Origin of the sequence: Chryseobacterium sp. CBSDS_008 (assembly GCF_049959325.1) — a bacterium.
GTDB lineage: Bacteria > Bacteroidota > Bacteroidia > Flavobacteriales > Weeksellaceae > Chryseobacterium.
This window is the reverse complement of the sequence record NZ_CP188202.1, coordinates 3,727,465-3,743,000: the sequence shown is the minus strand read 5'-3', so window position 1 is coordinate 3,743,000 and position 15,536 is coordinate 3,727,465. Positions and strand designations below refer to the sequence as shown.

Sequence of the window (15,536 nt, the reverse complement as noted above, 5' to 3'; positions counted from 1 at the left end):
TTATAAGGTAATTGCTTTTCCGCCTGCCTTAGCAATAAGCTCTTCAGCAGACTTAGTGAATTTGTCAGCAGAGATTGAAACCGCAGATTTCAATTCTCCTCTACCCATAATTTTCACTAATTCGTTTTTAGAAACTATTCCGTTTGCTACTAAAACTTCTTTCGTGATATCTCCAGTGATGGATTTGTTCTCGATTAAAGTCTGGATTGTATCAAGGTTAATTCCTCTAAACTCTTTTCTGTTTACGTTTTTGAATCCGAATTTAGGTAATCTTCTTTGTAAAGGCATCTGTCCACCTTCGAAACCGATTTTTTGAGAGTAACCAGCTCTAGCCTTCTGACCTTTGTGTCCTTTTGTTGAAGTACCTCCTTTTCCACTACCTTGACCTCTACCAATTCTCTTTGAGTTGAAAGTAGATCCTGCAGCAGGTTTTATGTTATTTAAATTCATTTTAATTTCTCTTTTATAAAATTATTTTTGAACTTCAAGTAAGTGGTTTACTGCTGCGATCATTCCTAAGATAGAAGGAGTAGCTTCGTGCTCTACAACTTGGTGAAGTTTTTTTAATCCTAATGCTTCAAGCGTTCTCTTTTGGGTTTTTGTTCTACCAATAGCGCTTCTTACTTGCTTTACTTTGATTGTTGCCATTGTTTTAATTATTAACCGTTAAACACTTTACTTAGAGAAATTCCTCTCATTCTAGCGATTTCTTCAGGTCTTCTGATGTCTAATAACGCTTTGAAAGTAGCTTTCACCACGTTGTGAGGGTTAGAAGATCCTTTAGATTTTGAAAGGATATCGTGAATACCAGCAGATTCCAATACCGCTCTTACCGCACCTCCGGCGATAAGTCCTGTACCGTGAGAAGCAGGTCTTAAGAAGATATCTGCACCACCGTATCTAGCAGTAGTTTGGTGAGGGATAGTATGGTTCATTACAGGAACTTTAACAAGGTTTTTCTTAGCGTCTTCAACTGCTTTAGCAATTGCAGAAGCTACCTCTTTAGATTTTCCTAAACCGAAACCGATAACACCTTCTTCGTTACCTACTACAACAATAGCAGAAAATCCGAAAGCTCTACCTCCTTTTGTTACTTTTGTTACTCTGTTAACAGCTACGAGACGATCTTTTAATTCTAATCCTCCCGGTTTTACTCTTTCTATATTATCTAGTCCTAACATATTTTCCGAAATTTAATGATTAGAATTTAAGTCCACCTTCTCTTGCACCATCTGCCAGAGCTTTTACTCTACCGTGGTAAACGAATCCGTTTCTGTCAAATACAATACTTTCGATTCCTGCAGCGATAGCTTTAGCAGCGATAGCTTTACCAACAGCAGCAGAAACTTCAGTCTTAGTACCTTTAGCGTCCACACCTTTCTCTCTAGAAGAAGCTGAAGCTAAAGTTTTACCATTTTTATCGTCGATTAACTGAGCGTAAATTTCCTTATTACTTTTGTATACAGATAATCTTGGCAATTCAGAAGATCCAGAGATTTTCCCTCTTACTCTTCTTTTGATTCTTATTCTTTTTTCTAATTTACTTAATGCCATAATACTTATAATTTATTAAGCAGATTTACCAGCTTTACGTCTAACAATTTCTCCTACGAATCTTACACCTTTTCCTTTGTATGGCTCAGGCTTTCTGAAAGAACGGATCTTTGCAGTAACCATTCCTAGAAGTTGCTTGTCATGAGACGCTAAAGTAATAATTGGGTTTTTACCTTTTTCAGTCAATGTATCAACTTTTACTTCACTTGGAAGTTCTAATACGATACCGTGAGAGAATCCTAAAGCTAACTCAAGTTTTTGACCTGTGTGAGAAGCTCTGTATCCTACCCCTACTAGTTCTAGTTTCTTTTCGAAACCTTCTGATACACCAACGATCATGTTAGCGATCAACGCTCTGTACAAACCGTGAAGCGCTTTGTGTTGTTTAGACTCAGATGGCCTGTTTACATTAAGCTCACCATCTTTTTGTTCTAAAGTAATTCCTGCTGTAAGCTCCTGAGAAAGTTCTCCTTTCGCTCCTTTTACAGTTACTACACCGTTGTTTTCAGTGACTGTAACTCCAGCTGGAATTGTTATAATTGCTTTACCAATTCTTGACATTTTCCTCTGATTAAAAATTAATAAACATAGCAGATTACTTCACCGCCTACTTTCTCTTCTCTAGCTTTCTTGTCAGTCATTACTCCTTTAGAAGTAGAGATGATAGAAATACCCAAACCGTTTAGTACTCTTGGAAGTTCAGTAGAACCTTTGTACTGTCTCAAACCTGGTCTAGAAGCTCTTTGGATAGACTTGATAGCTGGTTTGTTGGTTTGCTTATCGTACTTTAAAGCGATTTTGATCACTCCTTGAACAGCGTTATCTTCAAACTTGTAGTTTAAGATATACCCTTGATCAAATAGGATCTTAGTAATCTCCTTTTTGATTTTCGATGCAGGAATTTCCACCACTTTGTGGCCTGCGCTTTGTGCGTTCCTTACTCTTGTTAGGAAATCTGAAATTGGATCTGTTACCATTTTTCTTTTATAAATTATTGGTTAAAGAACAATCAGTTTTGAAAGGACTTGAAGATTAAAATATCAGACGTCAGAAATCTTCGGTCTGATATTTTTATTCTTTAGTATCCTGACAACTTAATTGTCCCGATTTTTTAATTAGTAATTATTACCAACTGGCTTTTCTTACTCCCGGGATAAGACCGTTGTTTGCCATTTCTCTGAAAGTTACTCTGGAAATACCGAACGTTCTCATGTATCCTCTTGGTCTACCTGTCAATTTACATCTGTTGTGTAATCTTACAGGAGAAGCATTTTTAGGCAATTTTTGAAGTCCTTCGTAATCACCAGCTTCTTTAAGAGCTTGTCTTTTAGCAGCGTATTTAGCAACTAGTGCTTCTCTTTTGCGCTCACGCGCTTTCATTGATTCTTTAGCCATTTCTTAGTTCTTTTTAAATGGTAAACCGAAGTGAGTTAATAATGCTTTAGCTTCTTTATCTGTTTTCGCAGTAGTAACGAAAGTGATGTCCATCCCCTGGATTTTTTTCACTTTGTCAATTACGATTTCAGGGAAGATAATCTGCTCAGTAATACCTAAGTTGTAGTTACCTCTACCATCGAAACCATCTGCTTTGATACCAGAGAAATCTCTGATACGTGGTAAAGCAGAAGAAGTAAGTCTGTCTAAGAACTCATACATTCTGTGAGCTCTCAATGTTACTTTTGCACCTACAGGCATCCCTTTTCTTAGTTTGAATGCAGCCTCGTCTTTCTTAGAGATAGTACCTACTGCTTTCTGACCTGTGATGTTTGTCAATTCTTCTACAGCATAATCAATAATTTTCTTATCTGCAGTAGCATCTCCTAAACCTTGTGATACAACGATTTTCTCTAATCTAGGTACTTGCATGATTGACTTATACCCGAATTCTTCCATCATTGCAGGAACAATTGTCTCTTTATATGCTTTTTTGGGTCTTGCTATAAATTCCATGTTAATTCAAATTATAAAGTTTCACCCGTTTTTTTGTTGATTCTTACTTTCTTATCTCCTTCGATTTTGTAACCGATTTTGATAGCTTTTCCGTCTTTACCAACTAAAGCTACGTTTGAGATATGAATAGAAGCTTCTCTCTCAACGATTCCTCCTTGAGGATTTGAAGCTGAAGGCTTAACGTGCTTTTTGATGATGTTAAGTCCTGCAACAACTACTCTAGGGTCTCTTCCTTCTTTCTTGATCACTTCAATAACTTCACCAGTCTTACCTTTGATATCTTTCTTACCAGTAGTAATGATTACGTTATCTCCTCTTTTTATTTTTAACTTTGACATTTCTTTTAAAAATTTTTAAAATTAAAGTACTTCAGGAGCTAATGAAATGATTTTCATATATTCTTTGTCTCTCAACTCACGAGCAACCGGTCCGAAAACACGCGTTCCTCTCATTTCTCCTGCTGCGTTTAGTAATACACAAGCATTGTCGTCGAATTTGATGTATGAACCATCTTTTCTTCTAACTGCTTTTTTAGTTCTTACTACTACAGCTTTAGATACCTGACCTTTTTTAGCGTTTCCTGATGGCGTAGAATCCTTGATAGTAACAACGATTTTATCACCAACTGAAGCATATCTTCTTCTGGTTCCTCCCAGAACTCTGATAACCAGTACTTCTTTTGCACCTGTGTTATCAGCAACTTTTAATCTTGATTCTGTTTGTAACATTATTACTTAGCTTTTTCAATGATTCTTACTAATCTCCATCTCTTGTTCTTGCTCAAAGGTCTAGTTTCTTGGATCAAAACTGTATCACCTTCTGTGCATTCGTTGTTCTCGTCGTGTGCAGTATATTTTTTCGTTTTTAATACGAATTTACCGTACATCGGGTGCTTTACTCTTGTAGTTTCACTAACAACAATAGTTTTTTCCATTTTATTGCTGGAAACCACTCCGATTCTTTCTTTTCTTAAATTTCTATCCATTGTAAAATGAAATTATTGTTTGTTAGTTAACTCAGTGTTTAGTCTTGCGATTGTTTTTCTCAAATCTCTGATTTGAATCGGGTTTTCAACTGGGCTGATTGCATGAGCCAATTTCAATTTAGAATATTGAGCTTTTGCTTCAGTTAATTGAGCTTGAATATCACCCGCGCTTAAATTTTTAATATCAGCTTTTTTCATTGTATTCAAAGATTATAGAGGTTTAACAAAATCGTTAGCAACGATGAATTTAGTAACTACTGGTAATTTTTGTGCAGCAAGTCTAAGTGCTTCTTTCGCTACTTCGTAAGGAACTCCTCCAACTTCGAACATAATTTTACCTGGTTTTACTACAGCTACCCAATATTCAACAGCACCTTTACCTTTACCCATACGTACTTCCGCTGGTTTCTTAGTAATTGGCTTATCCGGGAAGATTTTGATCCATAGTTGACCTTCTCTCTTCATATATCTTGTTGCAGCGATACGAGCTGCTTCAATTTGTCTAGCAGTGATCCAAGCTCCTTCCGTTGCTTTGATCCCAAAAGTTCCGTAAGCAAGTTGACTACCTCTTTGGGCATTCCCCTTCATCTTCATCTTGTGAACTCTACGGAATTTGGTTCTTTTTGGTTGTAACATAATTTCTAAATTTTAGATTTTAGATTTTAGATTTTAGATTTTTTTTATTTTAAAAAAGTAACGGTAATTTAAAATTCAAAATTTCTAATCTAAAATTTTAATTATTATTGTTATTGTTGTTGTTTTTTCTAGGTCTTCTGTTGTCTCTGTCTCCTCCTCTGTTTCCTCTGTCTGACTGACCTCCTTTTTTCTGTTGTCCCACTAGTGGAGAAAGTTCTCTTTTACCGTAAACTTCACCTTTCATGATCCAAACTTTTACCCCTAATCTACCGTAAGTAGTGTGAGCTTCTGCCCAGTGGTAATCGATATCAGCTCTGAAAGTTGACAATGGAATTCTTCCTTCTTTGAAAGATTCTGATCTTGCCATTTCAGCTCCGTTTAATCTACCAGAGATCTGAACTTTGATACCTTCAGCACCCATTCTCATAGTACTTGCCATTGCCATTTTAACAGCTCTTCTGTAAGAAATTCTGTTTTCAATTTGCTTAGAAATACTATCAGCAACCAGTACAGCGTCTAATTCAGGTCTTTTGATTTCGAAGATGTTGATTTGAATATCCTTACCTGTAAGTTTCTTCAATTCTTCTTTCAATTTATCAACTTCCTGACCTCCTTTACCGATGATAAGTCCCGGTCTAGCAGTAGTGATTGTAACTGTTACTAATTTAAGTGTTCTTTCAATATAGATTTTTGAAATACCACCTTTAGATAATCTAGCCTCAAGGTATCTTCTGATTTTGTAGTCTTCAGCGATTCTGTCTCCATAATCGTTTCCACCAAACCAGTTAGAATCCCATCCTCTGATGATACCTAATCTATTACCAATTGGATTTGTCTTCTGTCCCATACCTTGATTAATTTTCTTTATTACCTAAGATTAATGTAACGTGGTTAGATCTTTTTCTGATTCTATACCCTCTACCTTGTGGAGCTGGTCTTAGTCTCTTCAATTGTCTTGCACTATCCACGAAGATTTCTTTAACGATAAGGTTAGCTTCTTCGATATCCGCACCTTCGTTTTTAGTCTGCCAGTTTGCCATAGCAGAAAGAAGTAATTTCTCTAACTTGTTAGAAGCATCCTTCTTAGAATATTTTAGGATATAAAGAGCTTTATCTACCTGCTCTCCTCTAATGATATCAGCAACTAATCTCATTTTTCTTGGAGAAGACGGGCAATTATTTAATGAAGCTTTTACAACGTCTTTGTTAGCTTCTTTTCTTGCGATTGAACTATCTTGTTTTCTTGATCCCATGATTATCTGCTTCCTTTGTTTTTATTACCCCCATGACCTCTGAAAGATCTTGTTGGAGAAAATTCGCCTAACTTGTGACCAACCATGTTTTCTGTAACGTAAACCGGGATAAAAGATTTCCCGTTGTGCACAGCAATAGTTTGTCCTACGAAGTCCGGAGAGATCATAGATGCTCTAGACCAAGTTTTGATAACTGTCTTCTTACCAGACTCTATATTTGCCTGAACCTTCTTATCTAAAGTATGATGAATGAACGGTCCTTTTTTAAGTGATCTTGCCATAATTATTTTCTTTTAGATACGATGTAACGGTTAGACACTTTGTTTTTCTTTCTAGTTTTGTAACCTTTAGACGGCATACCGTTTCTAGATCTTGGGTGACCTCCTGAAGAACGTCCTTCACCACCACCCATTGGGTGATCTACAGGGTTCATTACAACCGCTCTTGTTCTTGGTCTTCTACCTAACCATCTGCTTCTACCAGCCTTACCTGATACAGTTAATTGGTGATCTGAGTTGGAAACAGAACCAATCATTGCCATACATTCAGTAAGGATCATTCTTGATTCTCCTGAAGGCAATTTGATGATTGCATATTTTCCATCTCTTGAAGTTAATTGAGCTGAAGAACCAGCACTTCTTGCTAAAATTGCACCTTGACCAGGCTTCATTTCAACACAAGAGATAACGGTACCCAATGGAATGTTTTTCAATTTCATTGCGTTACCTACGTTAGGTTCAACGCTTTCTCCTGACACTACTTTCTGATCAACTTTGATACCGTTTGGAGCGATGATATATCTCTTCTCTCCGTCAGCATACTCTAATAAAGCGATAAATGCAGTTCTGTTTGGATCGTATTCTACAGATTTTACAGTTGCTTCAACGTTTGCTTTGTTTCTTTTGAAGTCAATAATTCTGTATTTCTTTTTGTGTCCACCTCCGGTGTAACGCATGGTCATTTTACCTGTTTGGTTACGTCCACCTGACTTTTTAATACCAACTGTTAGAGATTTCTCTGGTTTGTTGGTAGTAATTTCCTCAAAATTGTTTACAATTCTGAATCTCTGTCCCGGGGTGATAGGTTTTAATTTTCTAACAGACATTACTATTATTTATAATTAATAATTAATTTACAGCAAAAATATCGATAACCTCACCTTCAGCAAGCTTGATTACCGCTTTTTTCAATTTATTTGTCTTTCCTACTTGAAGACCTTTTTTAGTGTATTTTGAAGAAACCTTCGGAGCATAAATCATTGTGTTAACGTCTGCTACTTTTACACCGTAAGCCGCTTCAACAGCTTTTTTGATCTCGATTTTATTCGCCTTAGGGTTAACTAAGAAAGAATAAGAACCTCTTAAATCTGTAAGGTAATTAGCCTTTTCTGAAATAACTGGTTTAATAATAACTGACATGATTTATTTCTTTAAATTTTCCTGGAATTTTTCAACTGCACCTTCGAAGAAAATGATCTCACCAGCGTTTACTAAATCGTAAGAACTAATTTCATTGAAGTTCATTACTTTAGCTTTAGGCAAGTTTCTTGAAGATAAATACACATTCTTGTTAGCTTCAGGAAGAACGAATAAAGATTTTTTACCGTTAAGTTCCAATGCATTTAATACATTGATAAAATCTTTAGTCTTAGGAGCTGAAAAGCTCAAATCTTCTAAAACTTTGATGCTGTTATCTCTCATTTTCTGAGATAAAACAGATTTTTTCGCTAATCTCTTAAGAGCTTTGTTCAATTTGAATCTGTAGTCTCTCGGTTTTGGTCCGAATACTCTACCTCCACCTCTGAATACTGGAGATTTGATATCACCATATCTAGCAGATCCTGATCCTTTTTGCTTCTTAAGCTTTTTAGTAGAAGCTGTAATTTCGCTTCTTTCTTTTGCTTTATGAGTACCTTGTCTTTGAGCAGCAAGATACTGTTTAACTTCTAAGTAAACCGCGTGCTGATTTGGCTCAATTCCGAATACTGTTTCGTCTAGAGTTACTTTTCTTCCGGTCTCTTTTCCTGATGTATTTAATACTACTAGTTCCATTTTCTGATAATTACATAAGAATTTTTAGCTCCCGGAACAGCACCTTTTACTACTAAAAGATTTTGTTCTTGATCAACTTTTAACACTTGAAGGTTTTGAACAGTTACCTGCTTACCTCCCATTCTTCCAGCCATTCTCATCCCTTTGAATACTCTTGAAGGGTCTGAACCAGCACCGATAGAACCTGGAGCTCTAAGTCTGTTGTGCTGTCCATGAGTTGCCTGCATTACACCTCCAAATCCGTGTCTTTTAACAACACCCTGGAAGCCTTTACCTTTTGAAGTTCCTGTTACGTCAACAAATTCACCTTCAGCGAATAAATCAACTTTCACTTCTTCTCCTACTTTTACTTCATCAACGAATTCTCTGTAGAATTCAACCAACTTAGCTTTAGGAGCAGAACCAGCCTTTTTAAAATGACCAGCTAACGCTTTACCAACGTTCTTCTCACTCTTGTCATCGAAACCTAATTGAACAGCTTTATAACCGTCTTTTTCTAAGGTTCTGACCTGTAAAACCGAGCATGGACCAGCTTGAATAACTGTACAAGGAATGTTTTTCCCTTCTTCGTTAAACAAAGATGTCATACCGATTTTTTTACCAATAATACCTGACATTGTTTATGTTATAATAAAATTTATCCTTTATTTATCACCATTTTTGGGAAGTCTGAAGTAATTCTACTTTTGATATAGGCATACTACGCTCCTAAAATGAGTGTGCAAATTTATAAATAATTTTGTAACTGACAAATATTTCAGGTAAAATATTTTGATTTTTAATCAATTAGATGATTCCGGAAAAATTCAGAACAAATTTCCCAAAGATTTATTTTGATTTTAAAAAAGAAATTAAGATGAAGATTTTACTGGGCTATAACCTTTACCCCTGCTTCTTCCAGCTCCGCCCTGTCTTCGGCACAAATACCCGCATCTGTAATAAGATAATCCACCTGATCCAACGCAGCAATTTTTCCAAATCCTTTTTTATTCAATTTTGAAGAATCTGCGAGAATCACCGTTTGATCTGCACATTCCATCATAATCTGATTCAGATGAGCTTCAGCAGCATTGGAAGTGCTGATTCCGAATTCAGGATCAATCCCATCCACACCCAGAAAAAGCTTATTGCACGAAAACTGCTTAAGGATTTGTTCAGAAATAGACCCCACTATAGAAGTAGAGCTTTTCCGCACTTCACCTCCCAGCTGTATGATATTAATATTGGGATTATTGCAAAGTTCAATAGCTACCCGCAAAGAAGATGTCAGCACCGTAAGCGGGCCAAAGTTCACCAGCATCCTGGCCAGATAATGCATCGTTGTTCCGGACGCCAGTATAATGCAGTCATTTTCCTGAATCAGGGATAATGCAGCTTTGGCAATAATCTGTTTCGCTTCCACATTGATATTTTCTTTTTCATCAACATTTTTTTCATAAGCATACCTTACCTGCTTACTCGCTCCTCCATGGTTTCGGAAAAGAAGCCCCAGGCTTTCGAGATAGTTCAGATCCTTTCGGATCGTAACCGAAGAAACATTAAGCTTTTCACACAGATCCTGAACAAGCACATGCCCTTTCTCCTGAAGCTCTTTAAGTATTTCATCCTGCCTTGGTAATAGCTTTTCCATTGTATTCGTTTCCTCAAAAATACCGATTTTTTCCGACATTTAAAAATTTCATTTATTTTCTTTTTGCTTTCATTTTTAATTTATATATTTGAAAACGAAACATAAACGAAACATTTATGAAACGAAACGAAGAACTCAGTAAGTTAACCAATGTAAAAGAATGGGACTTTATTGTCATAGGAGGAGGAGCCAGTGGTTTAGGTTCAGCATTAGATGCGGTAAGCAGAGGATTCAAAACTTTATTGCTTGAATCTCATGACTTCGCAAAAGCAACATCCAGCAGAAGTACCAAATTGGTACACGGCGGAGTCAGATATCTAGCCCAGGGAGATGTCGGATTGGTAAAAGAAGCATTGAAGGAAAGAGGGCTGTTAGCAAAAAACGCAGCACATATCGTAAAAAATCAGTCTTTCATTATCCCAAACTATACATGGTGGGGAGGAATCTATTATAAGATAGGACTATCTGTTTATGATTTTCTTGCCGGCAAGCTGAGTCTGGGTAAAACAAAATACATCAGTAAATCAAAAACCATCGAAAAGCTTCCTACTATTGAACAAAATCACTTAATGAGTGGTGTTGTTTACCAGGATGGACAGTTTGACGATGCCAGACTGGCTATTAACCTTACCCAAACTATTATTGAAAAAGGCGGAAGCGCTGTCAACTATGTAAAGGTAGTCAACCTTTTAAAAGACAGCTCAGATAAAGTAATCGGCGTAGTTGCAGAAGACCAGTTTTCCAAACAGCAATACCAGATTCATGGTAAAGTAGTCATCAACGCCACTGGTGTATTTACGAATGACATTCTCAACATGAATAATCCTAAGCATGGTAAGCTTGTGGTACCCAGCCAGGGAATTCACCTTGTGCTGGATAAATCCTTCCTGAAAAGCGATGATGCAATCATGATACCGAAAACCTCAGACGGCAGGGTTCTATTTGTTGTTCCATGGCACGACAGAGCTTTGGTAGGAACAACAGACACCCTATTAAAGGATGAAAGCTTTGAACCCCGTGCGCTGGAAGAGGAAATCAGCTTTGTTTTAAATACAGCAAGACAGTATTTAGCTAAAAAGCCAACGCGTGAAGATGTAAAATCAGTTTTCGCAGGTCTTCGTCCGCTTGCTGCTCCTAAAGACGGAAGCAAAAGCACCAAAGAAGTTTCCCGAAGCCATAAAGTCATTACATCAGAGACTGGCCTGGTTTCTATCATCGGAGGAAAATGGACCACATACCGTAAAATGGCAGAAGACACTGTAGACGAAGCCATAAAAGTTCACAGATTGGGAAACAGCCCATCTAAAACGGAACACCTTTCCATCCATGGAAATGTAAAACCGGAACAGGTAGACAGAACCAATCATCTGTATGTTTATGGATCTGATATTCCTGCCATTAAAGCATTACAGCAAAGCAATCCGCGTTACGCTCAAAGAATCCATCCGGATCACCCTTTCACTGTAGCAGAAGTGGTATGGGCAATAAGAGCGGAAATGGCAGAAACCATTGAAGATATTCTGGCAAGAAGAGTACGTTTACTCTTCCTGGATGCAAGAGCTGCTATAGACAGTGCTCATCATGTAGCAAGAATCATTGCTGAAGAAAAAGGATATTCTGAAGAATGGGCACAGCAGCAGGAAAATGAGTTCATAGAATTAGCAAGAGGGTATTTATTAACTTCTTATTCACCTAAAGTTATCAACCTAAATTAGCACTATATACATGAATGAAAAGCTTATCCTCGCTCTAGATCAGGGGACAACTTCCTCCAGAGCGATTCTCTTCAACCATAGTGGAGAAATTAAGTATATATCTCAGAAAGACTTCAGACAGATATTCCCTACTCCGGGATGGGTAGAACACGACCCCAACGAAATCTGGTCTTCACAGATCTCTGTAGCCGCAGAAGTTATAGCGAAAGCAGGAATCTCCGGGCTGGAAGTTGCCGCAATAGGAATTACCAATCAACGTGAAACAACCATTGTCTGGGATAAAGAAACCGGCGAACCCATCTACAACGCTATTGTATGGCAGGACCGCAGAACTTCTAAATACTGTGATGAACTGAAAGAGCAGGGTCACGCAGAAATGATCAAAGAAAAAACAGGACTTGTTCTTGATGCTTACTTTTCAGCTACCAAGCTAAAGTGGATTCTTGATCATGTGGAAGGAGCAAGACAAAAAGCTGAAGAAGGAAAATTATGTTTCGGAACCATTGACACATGGCTTGTATGGAAACTTACCCGCGGAAAAATGTTTATCACAGATGTTTCCAATGCCAGCAGAACAATGCTTCTGAACATCCATACTTTAGAATGGGATAATGACTTATTAGAGCTATTCAAAATTCCTAAAGCTATTCTTCCTGAAGTAAAGCAGAGCAGTGAAATATACGGAGAGACGGCTACTACCCTATTCTCCACCAAAATTCCAATCGCAGGGATTGCAGGGGATCAGCAGGCTGCCTTATTCGGACAGATGTGTACCACTCCCGGAATGGTAAAAAACACTTACGGAACAGGATGTTTCTTATTAATGAATACCGGAACGGAAGCTGTTTCTTCTAAAAACAATCTTCTTACAACCGTAGCCTGGAAAATCAATGGAGAAGTCAATTATGCCCTGGAAGGAAGTGTATTCGTAGGCGGAGCAGCTATTCAATGGCTGAGAGACGGTCTTAAGCTTATTCATTCTTCCGAGCAGGTGAATGAGCTGGCAGCCTCTGTAGAAGATAACGGAGGGGTTTATTTCGTTCCTGCGCTTACGGGTCTTGGCGCTCCTTACTGGGACCAGTATGCCCGCGGAACTATTGTAGGAATTACCCGTGGCACTACAGACGGACATATTGCCAGAGCAACACTGGAAGGAATAGCATTTCAGGTGTATGAGATTGTAAAGGCAATGGAAGCAGATTCAGGAAGAGAGAGTCTTGAGCTCAGAGTAGATGGCGGTGCATCGGCAAGTGATCTTCTGATGCAGATACAGTCTGACCTTTTCGGATTTAAAATAACAAGACCCAAAACACTGGAAACAACGGCCCTCGGAGCGGCATATCTTGCAGGACTTGCAGTAGGATACTGGAAAAGCATAGATGAAATCCAGGAACAATGGATTATAGATAAAGACTTCCACCCTCAGCTGAAAAGGGAGCAAGTGGATAAAATGACTCACTTCTGGAAGAAAGCTGTAAAAAGTGCCCAAAACTGGATAGAAGATTAATTCACCTATTAAAAAAAACTTATATGACCCCATTTATTGCAGAAGTTATCGGAACGATGCTTCTTATATTGTTAGGCAACGGTGTTGTAGCCAATGTTGTCTTAAAAGATACGAAAGGAAATAATTCCGGATGGATTGTTATTACTACCGCCTGGGCACTCGCCGTTTTCGTGGGAGTAACCGTTGCGGGGCCAATAAGTGGGGCCCACCTGAACCCGGCTGTGACTATCGGTCTTGCTGCGGCAGGAAAATTTTCATGGGATCTGGTTCCTTCTTATATAGCAGCCCAAATGATCGGAGGAATGCTGGGTGCATTTTTGGTATGGCTGTTTCATAAAGATCATTTTGCCATTACGGAAGATGAAGGCGCAAAACTGGCATGCTTCAGTACAGCTCCTGCCATCAGAAAAACGTCTTCCAATCTTATCAGCGAGATTATAGGAACATTTGTGCTGGTATTCTGTGTATTTTACTTTGCGGATCCCAGTATTTCGTTACAGGCAGACCCAGCCGCCAAAGTGGGTCTCGGGTCAATAGGAGCCATTCCCGTTACATTTGTAGTTTGGGCAATCGGCTTATCTTTGGGAGGAACTACGGGATATGCCATTAACCCGGCAAGAGATCTTGCTCCAAGAATCATGCACGCCATCTTACCTGTAAAAGGAAGCAGCGACTGGAGCTATGCGTGGATCCCTGTAATAGGACCCATTACAGGAGCTATTATCGCGGCAGTTTTATATGGATTTTTAAAATAGTACAGATAATGAAAAAAGTCTTTAAGGGAATCTTCTTTCTTGCTTTAGGCACAGGAAGGTTATTTTCACAGGAAAGTGGTGAAACCGCGGAAGCAAAAGAAGGAAGGCTTGATTTTACAGCCAATATTCAGAACAATCACTTATGGAGAGGACTTATCATTACGGATAAACCTGTGATGATGGGCAACCTTTCTTATGCTTTAGACGCAGAAAAGAAATGGAAGGTAGGAATCTGGGGCGCTTCTGCATTGGCGGATGATAAAGACAACACCCATTATAAAGAGATCAATTATTATGTTCAGTATTCTGACGGACGTTTTTATATCGGATTATGGGATCTTTACAATTCCAGGAATATCAATACTGCAGTAGCGGCAGATGATATTTTCAGCTACTCACAAAGAAGGACTGCCCATATTATTGATTTAAGGACCAACTATACTTTCGGACCTTCATTTCCGATCAATATTGAAGCTGACATCATGCTGTATGGGGGAGCGAATGCGGGAGAAGTCATCCTGGAAACTGACGGAACCTACAAAAAGAACAGATATTCTACCTATGTACAGGCAAGCTATCCCGTCATCAAAGGACAGAAAGTAAATCTGGATGCATTTGTAGGAACAGGATTTGCTCTTAACGACAAAACCTTTTTGTATGGCAATGGTAAGAACAGTTTCGATATTGTCAATATAGGAGTAAAAGCCGGAAAAGCAATTAAGATTACCGATCATTACAGTCTTCCTGTATCAATGATGGCCATGTGGAATCCATCCAACAAGTATGCAAGGATTCAGCTTGCAGCAACCGTTTTTTAATATTAAAAAAATTATAGACAAGCCACTCCCAACAGAGTGGTTTTGTTGTTATGTTCCTACCAGACAAATAATCGTTTTTATTCTGAATTGTTATTCTAAATCCGGGTTTTTACGGTGGATATTTTGCTTAAATATCTTTACATTTGAAAAAAATATTTATGAAAAAGATTCTCAGTTTAATCATTCTGTGCATCAGTATTTTTACATGGGCGCAGCAGGAAAAGGTTCCTTTTGTAGGATACAGAAATTTTGACCTGATGAAAGGGTATAGCGGCACCGGCACTCCTCATTATTATCTGGACGTAAAAGATAATGGGGATGTACATTTTGGATATGTTCAGGTGAACCAGGCTGACGGAAAAGAAACAACGGAAGAAATCAATGCCGGCAAATATGCACCTAATAAGGTAATGAAAGTGGTTTTTAAAAAATTTGAAGAAACATTTTTTGTGAAATTTGACAAAGATAAAATCTACCTTACCGATGAAAAAGGAAATGTCCGGAACCTTGAAGGCTGCTGTTCATCCAGCGAAAGTGTCAATAAAGAAACCTGTACATGCGAAAGTGAATTTTTCAAGTAGTAAAATAGTATATATTGAGAGCCACTCCATTGGGGTGGCTTTCTTGTTACAGGAATGACCGGTTCAATAAAACAGAAATATCACGTTATAAATTCCTTTAA

At 38.1% G+C, this 15,536-nt stretch carries 26 protein-coding genes; 5 read left to right on the top strand and 21 right to left on the bottom strand.

Annotated elements, in window-relative coordinates:
- The 21 genes from rplO to ACP3T3_RS16845 all read right to left on the bottom strand — a co-directional run bounded on the left by rplO (window position 1) and on the right by ACP3T3_RS16845 (window position 10,059).
- Window positions 1-450 carry a 50S ribosomal protein L15 gene (gene rplO, locus ACP3T3_RS16945; protein WP_062673611.1) on the bottom strand — a complete coding sequence of 150 codons (450 nt, stop codon included), beginning with the start codon at window positions 448-450 and terminating at the stop codon, window positions 1-3.
- A gap of 21 nt (window positions 451-471) precedes the next feature.
- Window positions 472-648 carry a 50S ribosomal protein L30 gene (rpmD, locus tag ACP3T3_RS16940; RefSeq protein WP_002983247.1) on the bottom strand — a complete coding sequence of 59 codons (177 nt, stop codon included), beginning with the start codon at window positions 646-648 and terminating at the stop codon, window positions 472-474.
- An 11-nt stretch (window positions 649-659) separates the two neighbouring features.
- On the bottom strand, window positions 660-1,181 hold the full coding sequence (rpsE, locus tag ACP3T3_RS16935; protein ID WP_002983245.1) for a 30S ribosomal protein S5: 522 nt from the start codon (window positions 1,179-1,181) through the stop codon (window positions 660-662).
- Window positions 1,182-1,200: 19 nt separating this feature from the next.
- Entirely contained in the window at window positions 1,201-1,554 is a 354-nt protein-coding gene (gene rplR, locus ACP3T3_RS16930) for a 50S ribosomal protein L18 (protein ID WP_034694689.1), read from the bottom strand.
- 15 nt (window positions 1,555-1,569) lie between these two features.
- Complete coding sequence (gene rplF, locus ACP3T3_RS16925; protein WP_426476966.1) at window positions 1,570-2,115, bottom strand: 50S ribosomal protein L6; 546 nt, start codon at window positions 2,113-2,115, stop codon at window positions 1,570-1,572.
- A gap of 17 nt (window positions 2,116-2,132) precedes the next feature.
- Complete coding sequence (rpsH, locus tag ACP3T3_RS16920; RefSeq protein WP_034694686.1) at window positions 2,133-2,531, bottom strand: 30S ribosomal protein S8; 399 nt, start codon at window positions 2,529-2,531, stop codon at window positions 2,133-2,135.
- A 148-nt stretch (window positions 2,532-2,679) separates the two neighbouring features.
- Complete coding sequence (rpsN, locus tag ACP3T3_RS16915; protein ID WP_002983233.1) at window positions 2,680-2,949, bottom strand: 30S ribosomal protein S14; 270 nt, start codon at window positions 2,947-2,949, stop codon at window positions 2,680-2,682.
- Between the two features lie 3 nt (window positions 2,950-2,952).
- Window positions 2,953-3,504, bottom strand: coding sequence for a 50S ribosomal protein L5 (gene rplE / locus ACP3T3_RS16910; RefSeq protein WP_047427599.1), 552 nt, complete (start codon window positions 3,502-3,504; stop codon window positions 2,953-2,955).
- Window positions 3,505-3,515: 11 nt separating this feature from the next.
- The gene (gene rplX / locus ACP3T3_RS16905) at window positions 3,516-3,842 is read right to left on the bottom strand and encodes a 50S ribosomal protein L24 (protein WP_185249056.1); all 327 of its coding nucleotides are present in this window, start codon (window positions 3,840-3,842) and stop codon (window positions 3,516-3,518) included.
- Between the two features lie 21 nt (window positions 3,843-3,863).
- Window positions 3,864-4,232, bottom strand: coding sequence for a 50S ribosomal protein L14 (gene rplN, locus ACP3T3_RS16900; RefSeq protein WP_002983226.1), 369 nt, complete (start codon window positions 4,230-4,232; stop codon window positions 3,864-3,866).
- A 2-nt stretch (window positions 4,233-4,234) separates the two neighbouring features.
- Complete coding sequence (gene rpsQ / locus ACP3T3_RS16895; RefSeq protein ID WP_042720938.1) at window positions 4,235-4,489, bottom strand: 30S ribosomal protein S17; 255 nt, start codon at window positions 4,487-4,489, stop codon at window positions 4,235-4,237.
- Between the two features lie 12 nt (window positions 4,490-4,501).
- Window positions 4,502-4,687: a 50S ribosomal protein L29 gene (gene rpmC, locus ACP3T3_RS16890; protein ID WP_089793291.1), complete on the bottom strand. Its 186-nt coding sequence runs from the start codon at window positions 4,685-4,687 to the stop codon at window positions 4,502-4,504.
- A 12-nt stretch (window positions 4,688-4,699) separates the two neighbouring features.
- A complete protein-coding gene (rplP, locus tag ACP3T3_RS16885) occupies window positions 4,700-5,125 on the bottom strand; it encodes a 50S ribosomal protein L16 (RefSeq protein WP_002983219.1) in 426 nt (141 codons plus the stop codon).
- Window positions 5,126-5,222: 97 nt separating this feature from the next.
- On the bottom strand, window positions 5,223-5,972 hold the full coding sequence (gene rpsC / locus ACP3T3_RS16880) for a 30S ribosomal protein S3 (RefSeq protein ID WP_034694675.1): 750 nt from the start codon (window positions 5,970-5,972) through the stop codon (window positions 5,223-5,225).
- Window positions 5,973-5,979: 7 nt separating this feature from the next.
- Entirely contained in the window at window positions 5,980-6,378 is a 399-nt protein-coding gene (gene rplV / locus ACP3T3_RS16875; RefSeq protein ID WP_047096818.1) for a 50S ribosomal protein L22, read from the bottom strand.
- A gap of 2 nt (window positions 6,379-6,380) precedes the next feature.
- On the bottom strand, window positions 6,381-6,659 hold the full coding sequence (gene rpsS, locus ACP3T3_RS16870) for a 30S ribosomal protein S19 (RefSeq protein ID WP_002983209.1): 279 nt from the start codon (window positions 6,657-6,659) through the stop codon (window positions 6,381-6,383).
- 2 nt (window positions 6,660-6,661) lie between these two features.
- Window positions 6,662-7,483, bottom strand: coding sequence for a 50S ribosomal protein L2 (gene rplB, locus ACP3T3_RS16865; RefSeq protein WP_034678013.1), 822 nt, complete (start codon window positions 7,481-7,483; stop codon window positions 6,662-6,664).
- 22 nt (window positions 7,484-7,505) lie between these two features.
- Window positions 7,506-7,796 (bottom strand): 50S ribosomal protein L23, encoded by a 291-nt coding sequence (gene rplW, locus ACP3T3_RS16860; RefSeq protein ID WP_002983204.1) that lies wholly within the window; start codon window positions 7,794-7,796, stop codon window positions 7,506-7,508.
- 3 nt (window positions 7,797-7,799) lie between these two features.
- Window positions 7,800-8,429: a 50S ribosomal protein L4 gene (rplD, locus tag ACP3T3_RS16855; RefSeq protein WP_426476965.1), complete on the bottom strand. Its 630-nt coding sequence runs from the start codon at window positions 8,427-8,429 to the stop codon at window positions 7,800-7,802.
- Window positions 8,420-9,046 carry a 50S ribosomal protein L3 gene (rplC, locus tag ACP3T3_RS16850; RefSeq protein ID WP_115927399.1) on the bottom strand — a complete coding sequence of 209 codons (627 nt, stop codon included), beginning with the start codon at window positions 9,044-9,046 and terminating at the stop codon, window positions 8,420-8,422. The genes rplD and rplC overlap by 10 nt, the downstream gene beginning before the upstream one ends.
- A gap of 248 nt (window positions 9,047-9,294) precedes the next feature.
- Complete coding sequence (locus tag ACP3T3_RS16845) at window positions 9,295-10,059, bottom strand: DeoR/GlpR family DNA-binding transcription regulator (protein WP_426476964.1); 765 nt, start codon at window positions 10,057-10,059, stop codon at window positions 9,295-9,297.
- A 116-nt stretch (window positions 10,060-10,175) separates the two neighbouring features.
- Here ACP3T3_RS16845 and ACP3T3_RS16840 point away from each other — a divergent pair, with 116 nt between their 5' ends.
- The 5 genes from ACP3T3_RS16840 (at window position 10,176) to ACP3T3_RS16820 (ending at window position 15,435) form a co-directional block, all read left to right on the top strand.
- Window positions 10,176-11,774: a glycerol-3-phosphate dehydrogenase/oxidase gene (locus ACP3T3_RS16840; RefSeq protein ID WP_426476963.1), complete on the top strand. Its 1,599-nt coding sequence runs from the start codon at window positions 10,176-10,178 to the stop codon at window positions 11,772-11,774.
- A gap of 10 nt (window positions 11,775-11,784) precedes the next feature.
- Window positions 11,785-13,281 carry a glycerol kinase GlpK gene (gene glpK / locus ACP3T3_RS16835; protein ID WP_426476962.1) on the top strand — a complete coding sequence of 499 codons (1,497 nt, stop codon included), beginning with the start codon at window positions 11,785-11,787 and terminating at the stop codon, window positions 13,279-13,281.
- Between the two features lie 23 nt (window positions 13,282-13,304).
- The gene (locus ACP3T3_RS16830) at window positions 13,305-14,036 is read left to right on the top strand and encodes an MIP/aquaporin family protein (RefSeq protein ID WP_426476961.1); all 732 of its coding nucleotides are present in this window, start codon (window positions 13,305-13,307) and stop codon (window positions 14,034-14,036) included.
- Window positions 14,037-14,044: 8 nt separating this feature from the next.
- The gene (locus tag ACP3T3_RS16825) at window positions 14,045-14,854 is read left to right on the top strand and encodes a hypothetical protein (RefSeq protein WP_426476960.1); all 810 of its coding nucleotides are present in this window, start codon (window positions 14,045-14,047) and stop codon (window positions 14,852-14,854) included.
- 158 nt (window positions 14,855-15,012) lie between these two features.
- Complete coding sequence (locus ACP3T3_RS16820) at window positions 15,013-15,435, top strand: hypothetical protein (protein WP_426476959.1); 423 nt, start codon at window positions 15,013-15,015, stop codon at window positions 15,433-15,435.
- The last annotated feature ends 101 nt before the right edge of the window (window positions 15,436-15,536 follow it).

Excerpts from the sequence above, each read along its gene's own strand:
- rpsH (WP_034694686.1), bottom strand. The coding sequence starts at position 2,531 with ATGGTAACAGATCCAATTTCAGATTTCCTAACAAGAGTAAGGAACGCA.
- rplW (WP_002983204.1), bottom strand. The coding sequence starts at position 7,796 with ATGTCAGTTATTATTAAACCAGTTATTTCAGAAAAGGCTAATTACCTT.
- rplF (WP_426476966.1), bottom strand. The coding sequence starts at position 2,115 with ATGTCAAGAATTGGTAAAGCAATTATAACAATTCCAGCTGGAGTTACA.
- rpsS (WP_002983209.1), bottom strand. The coding sequence starts at position 6,659 with ATGGCAAGATCACTTAAAAAAGGACCGTTCATTCATCATACTTTAGAT.
- glpK (WP_426476962.1), top strand. The coding sequence starts at position 11,785 with ATGAATGAAAAGCTTATCCTCGCTCTAGATCAGGGGACAACTTCCTCC.
- rplE (WP_047427599.1), bottom strand. The coding sequence starts at position 3,504 with ATGGAATTTATAGCAAGACCCAAAAAAGCATATAAAGAGACAATTGTT.
- rplN (WP_002983226.1), bottom strand. The coding sequence starts at position 4,232 with ATGTTACAAACAGAATCAAGATTAAAAGTTGCTGATAACACAGGTGCA.
- rplO (WP_062673611.1), bottom strand. The coding sequence starts at position 450 with ATGAATTTAAATAACATAAAACCTGCTGCAGGATCTACTTTCAACTCA.
- rplC (WP_115927399.1), bottom strand. The coding sequence starts at position 9,046 with ATGTCAGGTATTATTGGTAAAAAAATCGGTATGACATCTTTGTTTAAC.
- rplB (WP_034678013.1), bottom strand. The coding sequence starts at position 7,483 with ATGTCTGTTAGAAAATTAAAACCTATCACCCCGGGACAGAGATTCAGA.
- rpsC (WP_034694675.1), bottom strand. The coding sequence starts at position 5,972 with ATGGGACAGAAGACAAATCCAATTGGTAATAGATTAGGTATCATCAGA.
- ACP3T3_RS16845 (WP_426476964.1), bottom strand. The coding sequence starts at position 10,059 with ATGGAAAAGCTATTACCAAGGCAGGATGAAATACTTAAAGAGCTTCAG.
- rplV (WP_047096818.1), bottom strand. The coding sequence starts at position 6,378 with ATGGGATCAAGAAAACAAGATAGTTCAATCGCAAGAAAAGAAGCTAAC.
- rplP (WP_002983219.1), bottom strand. The coding sequence starts at position 5,125 with ATGTTACAACCAAAAAGAACCAAATTCCGTAGAGTTCACAAGATGAAG.
- rpsE (WP_002983245.1), bottom strand. The coding sequence starts at position 1,181 with ATGTTAGGACTAGATAATATAGAAAGAGTAAAACCGGGAGGATTAGAA.
- rplX (WP_185249056.1), bottom strand. The coding sequence starts at position 3,842 with ATGTCAAAGTTAAAAATAAAAAGAGGAGATAACGTAATCATTACTACT.
- ACP3T3_RS16840 (WP_426476963.1), top strand. The coding sequence starts at position 10,176 with ATGAAACGAAACGAAGAACTCAGTAAGTTAACCAATGTAAAAGAATGG.
- ACP3T3_RS16830 (WP_426476961.1), top strand. The coding sequence starts at position 13,305 with ATGACCCCATTTATTGCAGAAGTTATCGGAACGATGCTTCTTATATTG.
- rpmD (WP_002983247.1), bottom strand. The coding sequence starts at position 648 with ATGGCAACAATCAAAGTAAAGCAAGTAAGAAGCGCTATTGGTAGAACA.
- rplD (WP_426476965.1), bottom strand. The coding sequence starts at position 8,429 with ATGGAACTAGTAGTATTAAATACATCAGGAAAAGAGACCGGAAGAAAA.
- rplR (WP_034694689.1), bottom strand. The coding sequence starts at position 1,554 with ATGGCATTAAGTAAATTAGAAAAAAGAATAAGAATCAAAAGAAGAGTA.
- ACP3T3_RS16825 (WP_426476960.1), top strand. The coding sequence starts at position 14,045 with ATGAAAAAAGTCTTTAAGGGAATCTTCTTTCTTGCTTTAGGCACAGGA.
- rpsQ (WP_042720938.1), bottom strand. The coding sequence starts at position 4,489 with ATGGATAGAAATTTAAGAAAAGAAAGAATCGGAGTGGTTTCCAGCAAT.
- rpmC (WP_089793291.1), bottom strand. The coding sequence starts at position 4,687 with ATGAAAAAAGCTGATATTAAAAATTTAAGCGCGGGTGATATTCAAGCT.
- rpsN (WP_002983233.1), bottom strand. The coding sequence starts at position 2,949 with ATGGCTAAAGAATCAATGAAAGCGCGTGAGCGCAAAAGAGAAGCACTA.
- ACP3T3_RS16820 (WP_426476959.1), top strand. The coding sequence starts at position 15,013 with ATGAAAAAGATTCTCAGTTTAATCATTCTGTGCATCAGTATTTTTACA.